The 14,283-nt window shown below is 33.4% G+C and carries 14 protein-coding genes; 8 read left to right on the top strand and 6 right to left on the bottom strand.

From position 1 onward, the window contains the following. The first annotated feature begins 24 nt into the window (after positions 1-24). From CL818_RS04475 to CL818_RS04450, 6 genes are all read left to right on the top strand, one after another. Positions 25-1,479: an oligosaccharide flippase family protein gene (locus CL818_RS04475; RefSeq protein ID WP_286971867.1), complete on the top strand. Its 1,455-nt coding sequence runs from the start codon at positions 25-27 to the stop codon at positions 1,477-1,479. A 68-nt stretch (positions 1,480-1,547) separates the two neighbouring features. Continuing rightward, positions 1,548-1,982: a dUTP diphosphatase gene (dut, locus tag CL818_RS04470; RefSeq protein WP_286971863.1), complete on the top strand. Its 435-nt coding sequence runs from the start codon at positions 1,548-1,550 to the stop codon at positions 1,980-1,982. A 55-nt stretch (positions 1,983-2,037) separates the two neighbouring features. Further along, the gene (locus CL818_RS04465; RefSeq protein WP_286971860.1) at positions 2,038-3,048 is read left to right on the top strand and encodes a sugar phosphate nucleotidyltransferase; all 1,011 of its coding nucleotides are present in this window, start codon (positions 2,038-2,040) and stop codon (positions 3,046-3,048) included. 83 nt (positions 3,049-3,131) lie between these two features. Then, complete coding sequence (locus CL818_RS04460) at positions 3,132-4,430, top strand: tetratricopeptide repeat protein (protein ID WP_286971856.1); 1,299 nt, start codon at positions 3,132-3,134, stop codon at positions 4,428-4,430. Further along, the gene (gene lolB1, locus CL818_RS04455; protein ID WP_286971853.1) at positions 4,430-5,206 is read left to right on the top strand and encodes a lipoprotein insertase outer membrane protein LolB1; all 777 of its coding nucleotides are present in this window, start codon (positions 4,430-4,432) and stop codon (positions 5,204-5,206) included. Before CL818_RS04460 ends, lolB1 begins: the two co-directional genes overlap by 1 nt. After that, positions 5,203-6,426: a murein hydrolase activator EnvC family protein gene (locus CL818_RS04450; protein ID WP_286971850.1), complete on the top strand. Its 1,224-nt coding sequence runs from the start codon at positions 5,203-5,205 to the stop codon at positions 6,424-6,426. Before lolB1 ends, CL818_RS04450 begins: the two co-directional genes overlap by 4 nt. 16 nt (positions 6,427-6,442) lie before the next feature. On the opposite strand, the gene CL818_RS04445 is transcribed toward CL818_RS04450, so the two are convergent. Together CL818_RS04445 and CL818_RS04440 are read right to left on the bottom strand one after the other, a co-directional pair. Beyond that, positions 6,443-6,955 carry an acyl-CoA thioesterase gene (locus tag CL818_RS04445; RefSeq protein ID WP_013186470.1) on the bottom strand — a complete coding sequence of 171 codons (513 nt, stop codon included), beginning with the start codon at positions 6,953-6,955 and terminating at the stop codon, positions 6,443-6,445. A gap of 62 nt (positions 6,956-7,017) precedes the next feature. Further along, positions 7,018-7,971: an HU domain-containing protein gene (locus CL818_RS04440; protein ID WP_286971845.1), complete on the bottom strand. Its 954-nt coding sequence runs from the start codon at positions 7,969-7,971 to the stop codon at positions 7,018-7,020. 100 nt (positions 7,972-8,071) lie between these two features. Here CL818_RS04440 and dprA point away from each other — a divergent pair, with 100 nt between their 5' ends. Continuing rightward, positions 8,072-9,172, top strand: a complete 1,101-nt coding sequence (dprA, locus tag CL818_RS04435) for a DNA-processing protein DprA (protein WP_286971842.1) — start codon at positions 8,072-8,074, stop codon at positions 9,170-9,172. A gap of 656 nt (positions 9,173-9,828) precedes the next feature. Here the strand turns inward: dprA and trpS are convergent. Further along, positions 9,829-10,797 (bottom strand): tryptophan--tRNA ligase, encoded by a 969-nt coding sequence (trpS, locus tag CL818_RS04425; RefSeq protein ID WP_272972836.1) that lies wholly within the window; start codon positions 10,795-10,797, stop codon positions 9,829-9,831. A 74-nt stretch (positions 10,798-10,871) separates the two neighbouring features. Here trpS and CL818_RS04420 point away from each other — a divergent pair, with 74 nt between their 5' ends. Further along, positions 10,872-11,618: a lysophospholipid acyltransferase family protein gene (locus CL818_RS04420; protein WP_272972837.1), complete on the top strand. Its 747-nt coding sequence runs from the start codon at positions 10,872-10,874 to the stop codon at positions 11,616-11,618. A 126-nt stretch (positions 11,619-11,744) separates the two neighbouring features. Here CL818_RS04420 and CL818_RS04415 read toward each other — a convergent pair whose 3' ends face one another. From CL818_RS04415 to CL818_RS04405, 3 genes are read right to left on the bottom strand one after another with little or no spacing between them, the layout of a single operon-like run. Continuing rightward, entirely contained in the window at positions 11,745-13,241 is a 1,497-nt protein-coding gene (locus CL818_RS04415) for a hypothetical protein (protein ID WP_272972838.1), read from the bottom strand. An 8-nt stretch (positions 13,242-13,249) separates the two neighbouring features. Further along, a complete protein-coding gene (locus CL818_RS04410) occupies positions 13,250-13,789 on the bottom strand; it encodes an RNA polymerase sigma factor (RefSeq protein ID WP_013186463.1) in 540 nt (179 codons plus the stop codon). Positions 13,790-13,804: 15 nt separating this feature from the next. Further along, the gene (locus CL818_RS04405) at positions 13,805-14,215 is read right to left on the bottom strand and encodes a hypothetical protein (protein WP_013186462.1); all 411 of its coding nucleotides are present in this window, start codon (positions 14,213-14,215) and stop codon (positions 13,805-13,807) included. Positions 14,216-14,283 lie beyond the last annotated feature (68 nt).

Below are 14,283 nucleotides of genomic sequence, written 5' to 3'. Positions count from 1 at the left end.
CTTTTACACTTTAAATCAATACGATTGAGTGTTCTAAAAAACTTATTTAAGCAAACCGTTATTTATGGCCTAGCTACGGTCATACCTAGAATGATGAGTTTTGTTTTATTGCCACTTTATACAGACTTGCTGCCTACTCAGGAATACGGTAAAGTTTCAATAATATTTGCTTGGATAGTTGTTTTTAATGTTATCCTAGCCTACGGTATGGAAACTGCTTTCTTTAGGTTTTATCACGATGATAAGACTAAAAGCAGTGTAAAAGGCACATCTGCACTCTCTATTGCAATTAGCTCCATAATTTTTTTAGGCTTAGCACTGTACCTAAAATCTCACTTAGCATCTTTAATAAATATTGATGTTAAGTATATCACTTTCGTGATCTGGATTTTAGTTTTAGACGCCTTGGTAATCATCCCTTTCTCAATATTAAGAGCGAAAGGAAAATCTATGCTTTATAGCATATTAAAGATAGTTAATGTTGCTATAAACTTGGGGTTAAATGTTTTTTTCCTAGTTATTTTAAAAGATCTTATAAACCCTTCTAAAGAAGTGTTTTGGAATAGTATTTGGTTTTCTGGTGCAGAGGTTTCATATATCTTTATTTCTAATCTAATTGCCAGCTTACTAACACTTTTAATGTTGGTTCCTCTTTACTTTAAAATTAAACTTAGAATAAACTTTTCACTATTAAAGAAAATGCTTCGATTTGGGTTTCCAGTTATGNTAGCAGGCTTNGCGTACGCAGTTAATGAAACTTTTGATAGAATTTTATTAGATTACTTATTACCANCAGAAACTGCAGAGTCTCAAATTGGNGNNTATNCAGCNTGTTATAANTTNGCNTTGTTTATNACNCTTTTTGCNACTGCATTTAGATTAGGNATNGANCCNTTTTTCTTNAGNCANTCNAAAGAAAAAAACTCANAAGAAACNTATGCTNTAATNACTAAATACTTTGTGTTAATNGGNTTAGGNATTTTACTNTCTGTTATNGTNTTTNTTGATGTNNTNAAAGANCTTTTNATAAGNGANGAATCTTATTGGGAAGCNATGNCNGTNGTNCCNTATATNTTATTAGCAAANTTATGNTTGGGTATTTACTTTAATCTTTCTGTTTGGTANAAGATTACAGACCGCACTAAATTTGGTGCNTACTTNTCNNTNGTTGGAGCNTTNGTNACATTNGCNTTAAANTTNTGGCTNATNCCNANTATNGGNTATAANGGNTCNGCNATNGCNACANTNTCTGCNTATGGCACAATGATGATTTTATCCTGGTATTTTGGCAAAAAACACTACCCTATACCTTATAATTTAAAAAAACTGGGGATTTTTACTGTTTTGGCTCTTGGGTTTTCTGCACTTTCGTTCTTGTTGTTTAGAGGCAACCTTATTATAGGAGTGTTATTAATAGCTGTGTTTTTNGGGGCTTTATATGTTTCAGANCGCAAGGAACTTAAACAATTTTTAAAATAGATACAGAATCTCTTTCAATAAAAGACAATATTTTGAGTTACAATTAAGACTAACAAACAAACTAGTATATGACCATTAATATTATTAATAAATCATCTCATAAACTACCTCATTACGAAACCATCGCTTCTGCAGGAATGGACCTAAGAGCACACCTAAGTGAATCGGTAATCTTAAAACCATTAGAGCGTGCTATTATAAAAACAGGATTGTTTATTGAACTTCCTATTGGTATAGAAGCTCAGGTTAGACCNCGTAGCGGCTTGGCNGCTAAAAAAGGAATNACNGTATTAAATGCGCCTGGTACAATAGATGCAGATTATAGAGGTGAAATTGGAGTGATTCTTGTAAATTTGNGCAACGAAAACTTTAAAATAGAAGATGGTGAGCGCATAGCTCAACTGGTTATAGCCAAGCATGAAAGAGCTGATTGGCAGGAAGTAACTACACTATCTGAAACCTCTAGAGGTGAAGGTGGCTTTGGTAGTACTGGTACAAAATAACACNTNCATTTTAAAAATTAACTAACTAAAATTAGTCCTAAACAGGACAAGAGATATGAAAATTATTGTTCCAATGGCAGGTCGAGGTTCTAGACTACGCCCACATACACTTACAGTACCTAAACCATTAATTCCTATTGCAGGTAAACCAATTGTACACAGANTGGTAGAAGATATTGCAAAAGTTTTAAATGAACCAATTGATGAAATTGCATTTATTATTGGAGAAGATTTTGGTGAAAAGGTAGAAGTAGATTTACGTGAGATTGCCGGACAATTAGGTGCTAAAGGCACTATTTATTATCAAGATAAACCTATGGGAACTGGTCANGCTATTATGTGTGCTGCAGATTCTTTAAATGGTCCTGCAGTAGTAGCATATGCAGATACGTTATTTAGAGCAGACTTTAAACTAGATCCTAGCGCAGATGCTGTAATATGGGTAAAGCAGGTCGAAGACCCTTCACAATATGGTGTTGTACAGCTTAATGATAATAATGAAATTACAGCCTTGGTAGAAAAGCCAGAAGAAGAAGTTTCAGATCTTGCTGTAATAGGTATTTACTATTTNAAAAAGGTTGAAGTTTTAAAAGAACACTTACAAAGTGTGCTCGAAAACAACATTCTTCGTGGTGGCGAGTATCAAATAAATGACGGTATTTTAGGAATGATGACTAGCGGAAATGTATTTAAAACCGGTCAAATAGATGAATGGATGGATTGTGGTAACAAAACTGTTACTGTCGATACTAATTCTAGAATGCTACAGTTCCTAAAAGAAGATGGTAATTCTTTAGTTAGCGATACTGTTACATTAACAAATTCTGAAATTATCGAGCCTTGCTATATAGGTGAAAATGTTGTGTTAGAAAACACTACCGTTGGTCCTAATGTTTCTTTGGGAGATAACTGTAAACTTACAGATGTTACCATAAAAAACAGTTTAGTACAGCACAATACTGTAATAAAGAACGCAAAACTTAACAATGCTATGATTGGTAGTCACGCTGTATATAATGGCGATTTTACCGAAATTAGTATTGGAGATTACTCTAAGTTGGAATAAAAGTTGATTTAAAAATTATAAATTTTATACGCTTGAAACTCATTTGTATCTTTTTAACTTTCTTTTTGTCTTCAACACTGTTGATGGCACAGGAAGATGATGCCCAACAAGATATAAATGTAGATGATTTAGGTAATGTATCTAATACATTTAAAGAGCAGTTTTTTGAAGCTTTAAAACAAAAGGGTATNGAAAATTATGATCGTGCCATTCAAGCATTACAGCGTTGTTTAGCACAAGAGCCTAAAAATGCAGTCATTCATTTTGAATTAGGGAAAAACTACAACGCCTTAAAACAATATGACGCTGCAGAAGAAAGCCTAAAAGAAGCGTTGGTTTATCGAAAAGATGATGAAGACATCTTAAAAGAATTGTATGATGTACAATTTAGTAAACAGGATTTCCAGGCTGCAGTAACAACAGTAAAACAACTTATTTCTTATAACATTATTTATAAGGAAGACTTGGCTAAGCTTTACCAACGTACTAAAGAATTTGATAAGGCTATAGAGCAGTTAGATGAGATAGACAATGCTCAAGGTTCCAGTATTTACAGAGATAATTTACGCCGTGTTATTTACAACCAAACAAATAATAAAGAAGCACAAGCTAACAGATTAGAGCAACAGATAAAGGCAGCTCCAGGCAATATTCAAAATTACCTCAACCTTATATATGTTTATAGTGAGATGNCAGCTAATGATAAAGCCTTTTCAACTGCACAGCGCCTTTTNAAAGCGCANCCAGATGCAGAACCTGCACATTTAGCACTTTACAAAGGTTATCTAGAAAAAGGCCAAGTTGAAAATGCAATTGCNTCTATGAAAATAGTCTTAAAAAGCAATCAAGTAGATAAGGAAACAAAAGGAAAGGTTCTTAAAGACTTTATGCGCTATTCTACTGAAAACCCTGAGGTTTCAAATGAATTAGAATCTGTATTAAGTGATGAAGACAATGATAAAGACCCTAAAGAATTAGGTTTGTTTTATTTAGAGCAGAAAGATAAGCCTAAAGCGTTAGCATATTTTTNTGAGGCGCTNAACGACTATCCTACAGACTNTGTAGTATTAAAAAACCTAGCTTTATTACAAATTGATGCNCTTCAATTTAAAGAAGCTATTNNTACCACATCAAAAGCATTAGAGGTATACCCTTCACAACCACTACTCTATTTGTTACAAGGTGTGGCCTATAANAACACATCCAATTTTAANAAAGCCTTAGAAAGTTTAGAATTTGGCATAGATTATATTATTGAAGATGCTCAAATGCAAGCAGATATGTTCACCCAAATGAGCGAGGCATATAAAGGTATGGGCAATAATGCAAAAGCTACAGAGTTTTTAAATAGAGCTACCCAAGCTAAAAAACAAGCCAATTAATGACCTACAAACCACTATTATCACTTTGCATCGTNTTGATACTAATGTCTTGCGGAAGCAAAAAATTGGTGTCAGAAACCAGTGGCACTACAGATTTAGCAACAGCAAATGTTATTAAAAAACATTATGAAANTGCAGTTAGTTTTGAAACGCTAGCAGGTCGTTTAAAAGTGCGGTACCAAGATGAGAAGCAAACTCAAAACGTTTCTGTAAGCATACGTATGGAAAAAGATAAAGCCATATGGATGAGTGCTAATATATTAGGTATACCACTTGCTAAAGTTTTAATTACACCTAATAGCGTTAAATATTANGAGAAAATTTCAGGAAGTTATTTTGATGGTGATTTTAGNTTATTATCTGATGTACTAGGAACTNAATTAGATTTTAATAAAGTTCAAAACATCTTATTAGGCCAAACAATTTATGACCTAAGACAAGAACCTTACATATTAGAAACTTCAGATCGTGGTTATGTTCTTCAACCAAAAANACAATTTGATTTATTTACGAGGTTATTTTTGCTAAACGCANCAACATATAAAACAGAAGCNCAGCANTTGGTNAATAACAATGAAAACCAAAGTGCAATTGTGACCTATCCCACTTATCAAACTATTTCTGGTCAAGTGTTTCCAAATGAAATTAATATTGTTGCAAANCAAAACAATAAAAACACATTAATAGATATAGAATACAGGTCTGTAGAGTTTAATGTAGATGTAAGCTTTCCTTTTAGTATCCCAAGTGGTTATGATGAAATTGAACTTAAATGAGTAGAGTACTAAAAACCCTAGTAATAGTAAGCCTTCTTTTAGGAGGATTTTTGTCTCATGCACAAGACANCAAACGTAAAGAGTTAGAAAACAGGCGTTTTGAGTTACAACAGGAAATTAAGCGTATTAATGCCTTACGTACAAGTAACTTGAAAAAGCAAAAATCTGTATTAACTCAGGTTGAAGATTTAGATACTCAAATTTCTACAACAGAACGGCTAATTAAGGTTACTAACCAACAAGCTAATCTGCTTACTCGAAACATAAACAATAACTTAAAGAAAATTGAAAAATTTAGAGATGAGTTAGTGAGCTTAAAAGAAGATTATGACAAGATGATTGTCAAATCATATAAAAGCCGAAGTAACCAAAACAGAATTATGTTCTTGTTATCTTCTAAAAACTTTTTGCAAGCTTATAAACGTGTACAGTATATGAANCAATATACAGAGTACCGTAAAGAGCAAGGTGAGCAAATACAAGAACGAACAAAAATGCTGCAAACCTTAAATGCAGATTTAATTGAGCAGCGTAAGGATAAAGACAANCTCATTAAAGAAAATAAAGTTGTACAAGCGCAATTAAGAAAAGATAAAGAGGCGCAAGAAGTATTAGTTGCACAAATACGAAAGAAAGAAGGTCAATTTACTGCAGAGATTCGTAAGAAACAGCAAGAAATTAACCGTATAGATAATGAGATAGACCGCATTATTAGGGAAGCCATTGCAAAAAGTAATAAAGGCGCTGCTAAAGAAGATGTGGATCGTGGTCGTTTTAAAGCTACACCAGAATCTAAAGCCTTAGCATCTAAATTTGAACAAAATAAGGGTAAGTTACCATGGCCAGTTAAAAATGGTGTGGTTTCTATGCGTTTTGGTACACAACCACATCCTATTGTAAANTCTACCACAATTTCAAGTAATGGTGTTAGGATAGATACTGAAGATAAGGGTCGTGCTCGTGCAGTATTTGGAGGAAAGGTAAGTGAGATACAAGCTGTAAAGGGTGCTAATAAAGTAGTNATGGTAAGACATGGTGACTATATTACAATTTACTCTAACCTATCTAGCGTATCTGTAAGAAAAGGAGANGATGTAGATATTAATCAAGATCTTGGTGAAATAGGAAAAAGTACCGCCACAGGAAAAACAACGCTTTACTTCCTTATATATAAAAACACCCAAAAACTGAATCCAGCAAGTTGGGTGTTTAAAATGTAATGTGATTACTGTTTAGTTAATCTTCAAACAGTGCCTTTAGTTCTGTAGCATCATTAGCTTTCATTTTACCTGCTAACACTAAACTTAATTGCTTACGTCTTAATGCAGCGTCATAACGAGAAATTTCAAGGTCTGTTTCTGGTTTTAATGGTGGTATNGCAACTGGACTACCTAAATCATCTACAGCTACAAATGTATAAATCGCTTCGTTAGAAAGGCTTCTAAGACCGCTTTCTCTATCTTCTACATACACTTCAATAAAAACTTCCATAGAAGTTCTAAATGCACGAGAAACAATAGCCTCTACGGTAACAACACTTCCTACGGGAATGCTTCTATTAAATGCAACGTGATTTACAGATGCAGTTACTACTATACGACGGCTGTGGCGCCTTGCAGATATACTTGCTGCACGATCCATTCTTGCTAANAGCTCACCTCCAAAAAGATTGTTTAAAGGATTGGTTTCGCTTGGTAATACCAAGTCTGTATACGTAGTTTTAGATTCTTTTGGGGTCTTTGCCTCCATAGCATTTTCTTTTTTGCAAAGGTACTATGGAAATGAGGAGTATAAAAGTAATTAACGCTTATTTAATCTTTGTCTTGTACAAGCAACCAAGCGCTTGCATTTTCGTCACGCTTTACATTGCGTAATGCCTGCAAAGCCTCTAGCCTATCTGAATGACTACTATATACAACTTGNTGTAAACCATATTTGTTTTTACCAATACGTCTAGCTTTAAAGCCTTTAGCTTCNAANTGGCTTACCTTTTTATCTGCATTTTCTTCAACTCTAAANGCTCCNGCAATAATATGGTAANTACCTTTTGGTTTTTCTACCTTAAAAGTAACAGGCTGTAAAGGGTTATCTATAACAAACGTTGCTTGTTGTATGTGTTGTTCTAGTTGAGCATCTGCTTTTTGTTGTTCTGCAATNTTATGTGCTTTTACTTGAGAGCTATAATAGTTTAAACCTAAAAACCCAGAAAGACCTANTGCCAACAAGCCAACGGCAGCATACTTTANGTATGGACGTTTGNTTTCTCTTGTGTTTTCTAAAANTACTACAGGAGNTTGTTCCTCAACCTCTATTTNGTCTTGCTCTAAATGCTCTTGTACAGTTTCCCTTACTACAGAAGAAGATGTAAAAGAAGATAAACCAAAAGATGATGCTAGGTAGTTTATATGGTAAGAAGGNTCAAATAATAACTTTCCTTCTTCGGTTCTAGAAAAAGTACCTATATTTTCTAATGAAAAGGTATTCTCNGTATCTAATGCCAATTTTGATTCTCTAACAAAAGNTTCAACTTTTGAAGATGCCGCATAATAGTTAGAATGCTCTGTAGTTGCAATATGGTTAACTAACAACCCATCAGATTTTNGAAGTTGTTCATTAAACGATACTACCTTTCTTGGCGGATAAAATNCATTNGTAGTTTCGTGAACGCGTGCCGATTCTGTTTGAGTAATAAAGGCTCCAAAGTTTGGAACAATTACGCACTCGTATCGGTATAGTAAATCTGATATGTGTTGAGAAATAGTCATTGTTTCAAAAGTAACAGAAAAAATAGCGTGGTAAAAGACAAATCTTAAAATTTATCAACAGCTTAAAAATTGATAAAATACAGTAACTTAGTCAACTGTCATGAATACCAATAGCCTTTTACATCTTCTTGCCTTACAGAAAGCGCCAAATCTTGGAGATACCACAGCAAAAAAATTAATTGCTGTTGTNGGATCTGTTGAAGGTGTTTTTAAGGAGAAACGTCAAAATTTATTAAAAATAGATGGTATTGGAGAGCATCGNATAAAAGGATTGTTTGATGTAAGTTTATTTGACGCTGCAGAAACTGAACTCGAATTTNTAAAAGCTAACAATATCANTACACAGAGCTATATGGATTCTGAATATCCTGAGCGCTTAAAGCAATGTGCAGATGGCCCTATTTTACTATTTCAACGTGGCGCTATTAATTTAAATAACAGGCATATTATAAGTATTGTTGGCACTAGAAAAGTTACCACACAAGGCATCTCTTTTTGTAACGAGTTTATTGAAGCATTGTCTCCATTAAACCCAATAATAGTTTCTGGNTTTGCTTATGGTGTAGATATAACTGCGCAAAAGNCTGCTGTTAAACACCAATTGCAAACCATAGGTTGTTTAGCTCATGGTTTAAACCAAATTTANCCTAAAGTACATTCTAAGTATGTGTCACAGATAGAAGATAATGGTGGTTTTATTACAGACTTTTGGAGTAGTGATACTTTTGATAGGAATAATTTTTTAAAGCGTAACCGTATTATTGCTGGCTTAAGTGAAGCCACAATTGTTATAGAAAGTGCCGAGAAAGGTGGTTCCTTAGTTACTGCAGATATTGCCAACTCTTATGACAGAGAGGTTTTTGCAGTTCCTGGAAGACCTAAAGACACACAAAGTGTTGGGTGTAACACCTTAATTAAAAAACAGCAGGCACACGTACTAACAAGTGCAGCAGATTTAATTTATATGCTAAATTGGGACATAAACGAAAAACCAAAAACAGTTCAAAAAAGCTTGTTTGTAGAATTAGATGATACAGAAAAAACTATTTATAAGTATTTACAAGAACAAGGTAAAGAGCACATAGACCTTATTGCTTTNGGCTGTAATATGCCTAGTTACAAAATTGCTTCTGTATTGCTTACTATGGAAATGAAAGGTGTTATAAGACCGNTACCTGGTAAGTTGTTCGAAGTGTTTTAAACTTTTATTGTTTAGATTTANAGAATTAATAACTATTTCTATGCATCAATCACCTATTAAAAAGGCNTTATACGNATTTATATTTTTAGCGATANCTAATAATATAAACGCACAAACGTCNACTCAAAAGGCAAGTGTTGAAAAATCTTTATACGGGATACAAACTGGCTTTCTTGGTATTTGGGGTCATAATGAAGCAAGACTCACAAACACCATTGCCTTACGTNCAGAAATTGGTCTTGATGCAGATATTTTTAATGCAGAGTTTATTGGCTCTAATGATAAATTCCTTTTAACACCTGTTATAACCTTAGAACCAAGATGGTATTACAGCCTTAATAGACGTTTTANAAAAGGAAAAAANATAGNCAATAATACAGCNAACTTTCTANCACTTAAAATTAGTTATCANCCCAATTTATTTGTCATNAGTAATGTTGAAAATATTGAAGTTATTCCAGATCTTCAAATAATACCTAAATGGGCAATTAAGCGTACAGTAGGTAAACACTTTACCTATGAAACAGGTATAGNTATTGGTTATCGAAAACTATTTTATCCAAATGACCGCAACAGAATATTTATCGGAGATGATTCTGATGTGGCAGTAGATCTGCATTTAAGACTTGGCTATACCTTCTAGTATTTAAGATAAATTAATATCCCAATTTTTCTCTTACTCTTTTCAACACCTCGTTAGCGGTTTTGGTTGCCTTTTCTTGTCCAATTTTTAAAGCAGCATCTATTTCATCTGTATTATTCATATAATGATTAAAACGCTCACGTTCGGCAGCAAATTTTTCAATAATAAGTTCGTACAATGCTTGTTTGGCATGACCGTAGCCATAGTTTCCGCCTGCATAGTTTTGCATCATCTGCTCTACTTGTTCTTTAGTACCTAATAATTTATACAGTGCAAAAACATTACAAGTATCTGTATCCTTAGGTTCTTCAAGCGGTGTGCTATCTGTTTCAATTGTCATTATTTGCTTACGCAATTTCTTGTCTGGTAAAAATAAGTTAATGATGTTTCCTTTAGATTTACTCATCTTAGCTCCATCTGTACCAGGAATATACATAGTTTCCTCTTGTATCTTGCCATCTGGCATCACAAAAGTATCTCCTAATTTAGCGTGAAATCTGGAAGCTACATCTCTTGTCATTTCTATATGTTGCAGTTGGTCTTTTCCTACTGGAATAATTTCAGCATCATAAATTAATATATCTGCCGCCATTAACATTGGATATGTAAACAAGCCTGCATTTACATCTTCTAAACGGTCTGCTTTGTCTTTAAATGAATGTGCTAATGTTAAGCGTTGGTAGGGATAAAAGCAGCTTAAATACCAAGATAACTCTGTAACTTGAGGTATATCACTTTGGCGATAAAAAACAGTCTTGTTTACATCAAGACCAAAAGCTAACCAAGTAGCTGCGGTGGCATAGGTATTCTGGCGTAATGTTTCTGCATCTTTAATTTGAGTAAGCGAATGTAAATCTGCTATAAATAGATATGATTCGTTTTTAGGATCGTTCGACATTTCTATTGCCGGTATAATAGCTCCTAATAAATTACCCAAATGTGGCGTTCCAGTACTTTGTACGCCTGTTAATATCCTAGACATTCTGTTATCTTTAAATTTGACAGCAAAGGTACTTTTTTTAAGAAATATGACATACAAATCCCTACTTTTGAAAGATGTCTTTAGTGCGTAATTTTTTTATCCTTCTGTGGCGCATTTGGTTTTACCTATTAATGGGTTTACCATTGGTCATTATGTTCCCTATTTTATTAATAAGCATTTCAAAAAAATCCTGGTATCCTTTCTTCTTTAAGTTAGCGCGTTTTTGGGCTAAACTTATTTTATATGGTATGGGTTTTATTCCTTCAAGAACGTATGAGCAAAAACCTAAACCAGGACATTCTTATATGTTTATAGCAAACCACACTAGTATGATAGATATTATGCTAATGCTACACACCATAAAAAATCCATTTGTTTTTGTAGGTAAAGCAGAGTTGGCTAAAATTCCAATTTTCGGTTTCTTTTATAAACGTACTTGTATTTTGGTAGATCGCAATAATGCATCAAGCAGAAAAGCTGTATTTGAAAGTGCTAAAAAACGCTTAGATACAGGAATAAGTATTTGTATTTTTCCTGAAGGTGGAGTTCCAGATGATGAGTCTGTTGTATTAGATGTATTTAAAGATGGTGCATTTAGGCTGGCAATAGAGCATCAAATACCTATTGTGCCTATTGTATTTTATGATAATAAAGCTCGGTTTTCTTATACATTCTTTAGCGGTAGTTTAGGCAAAACAAGAGCTAAAGTTTTAAAGTTTGTTAATACAAAAGGGAAATCTCAAGTTAATAGAGCAGATTTAAAATCTGCGTGCAGAACTAAAATATTAAATGAATTAAAAGCACAAAAAATCCGCTCTTAAAAGAACGGATTTTCGTCATCATTGCTGTAAGCTATCTCATCAGATAGAGTTTTGCAATAACTACCTAACCAACTAAAAATTAACCTAAAACAAATGTTAGGAGAACCACCTCGCTAACATTATGCTTTAAAACTTAAAGCTAAATCCAGAATATACACCCAAATAATAAGGGTTAAAATTACTAGAGTTGCTAAACGTATTTATTTGATATTTAAATGTAGGCTCTACATTAAACTGTAGGCTACTTGTAATTTTATAATTTACTCCTAATCCAAGATTTGTTGAAAAACTCACGTTGTTTACATTTGTAGCTTCACCAATCTCATTTCTATTACCATTATTTACAACGGCAATACTATTATCTTCTAAAAACAATGTGCTTGCACCACCAATAAGATTAACACCAAATCTCTTATTTATTAAAGCATATTCAAGCTCAACAGGAACTTCAATAAATCCTAATTGTTGATTTAAGTCTCCTAAAAATACTGATGTCCTATCTGCTACAAGTTGGTCTTCTGTAAAGGTAGATGTAGCGGTTGGTGTAAGGGTTTCGCTGTCTCCTACTTGCACATACACACCGCTATTAGTGTTTGGTTTTAAGTTTTGTAGAGATGTTTCTCTTCCCGAAGGACTAAATGCAATATTATTTGTGTTGGTACTGTGTGTCATTCTAGTTACACCAGAACGAATCTTTAAGCGTTCGTTAACTGCATAAGATACATTTACACCATATGCCAAAGTAACGTCACTACTAGTTTCATTATCTGAAAATTGAGGATCTATAGTGCTGCCGTTTCCAAAACCACTAGCATAAATAGGAGCAACATAAGGGCTTGCATTCCATTTTTTAAAAGTAGTAGCTTCCACTACATCTTCATCTTCTGTCTCTGCTTGCTTTTGTTTTTCAGCTTCTTCTAAAAGCGATGGTAAGTTAGTTTCAGCAACCTCAGTAGTCTCATTATTTTCTTTTTCACTTGAAATGTTGGAGTTAGTGCTACTGTCTTCAGAAGTTACTGCAGTAGTATTCTGAGTAGAGTTAGGTTGCTGAAACTTATTGTTTTCATTAGAATTTAAACGCTTGTCTAAAGGCTCTAAATTATTATTCTGTTTTTGATTTACGTTACTCTTGTTAGCTACTCTAATATCACCTTTAACATTAGAAATAGATTCTTTTAAAGTAACTGAAGATTTATAAGTGTTCTTATTTGATTTAATTTCTTTAGATGCTTTTTGCTCAGTTGAAGAAACAATTTCATTGGTTGAAGATGTTTCAGGCTCAGGTGTCTTGTTAATATTTTCAACAACGTCTAATTTAGAATTGTTGTTAACTGTATCTTTATCTTCTACTTGGGTTTTAACTTTAGTGTTTTCTAAACCATCTTGATCAACTATAGTATTAGTAGTACCTGTAGTTAATAATGATTGGGAAAACCAAAATACCAAAACTAATGCGGCTGCAATTCCTCCAATCTTATACCATAATGGGATAATAAATGGCGTTCTTTCCTTATCTTCTTTGAGTTCCTTTTCAATATTAGCCCAAACTTTAGCGCTAGGTTTTGCGTTAAAGTCTTTAAACTTTTCTTGAAATAATCTATCTATGTTTTTTTCCTCTTTCATTAGTCTTTTTAAAGAGACTGTTGTCCTTTTGGTTGGGCGTCTTCTATAGTTGCCTTTAATATATGTCTTGCTCTTGCAAGGTTAGATTTAGATGTTCCTACAGAGATGCTTAACAAATCCGCAATATCTTTATGTGCATAACCATCTAAAACATATAGGTTAAATACTAACCTGTACCTGTCTGGTAATTGTTGTATGCACTTTAAAAGAAAGTCTAACTTAATATCATTTTCTTCTACTTCTACACTAGGTTCTTCTAGCTGTTGTTCGTCTACAATTTCAAAATAGGTTTGCTTCCTATATTTTTGAAGTGCTATGTTTATTACAATACGTTTTAACCAACCTTCAAAAGAACCTTTATTTTTATATTGATCTATTTTCTTAAATATCTGTAAAAAAGCATCTTGCAAATTGTCTTCTGCTTCGCTATAATTACGAGAATACTTTAGGCTTACACTAAACAGCTTATCTGCAAATAATTGATACAGCTGTCCTTGTGCCTTTATGTCTTGCTTTTTGCATTTAAGAATGAGTTGATCTAAACTCAAATTTTCTGTTGTTAATTAATTTTCTGCAACAGGAACTTCAACGGTTAAAAACTGTGCGTCACCATTACTGTCTTCTCCTTGATAGAACTTGAAAATATAAAAATCGTCTCGCTCTACAATAAAATTTAAATCGGTTGTTCCAGTCAAGTTTTCCATCTCTGGACAAGATTGGTTTTGCTCAAAAGCATTAATCACCGCAACTTCTCTGGTGTTTTGATTTTTAGCATAGTCAAATCCTGCAAAGAAATGGCATTCTGTAGGGCGATTGTAAACAACTTCAAATTGATACGTGTTACCAAACACAAGTGTATCTGGAAGGTTTACACTCTCTACGTTTACAAACTCAAACTCAAAGTCTTCTTCATCATCAATGCTACAAGCGGTAATACATACACCTAAAAGTAGCAAAAGCATTAATTTTTTCATCTTATTAAAATGGGGTTTTTTATTAAGATGCAATTTTTTATAAATGGTTGCGTTTGAGGCAAAAAAAA

This window comes from Croceibacter sp., from assembly GCF_002716225.1.
Classification (GTDB): Bacteria; Bacteroidota; Bacteroidia; order Flavobacteriales; family Flavobacteriaceae; genus Croceibacter; species Croceibacter atlanticus.
Note: the sequence above shows the minus strand (reverse complement) of the source record. Positions and strands in the feature narration are given on the sequence as shown.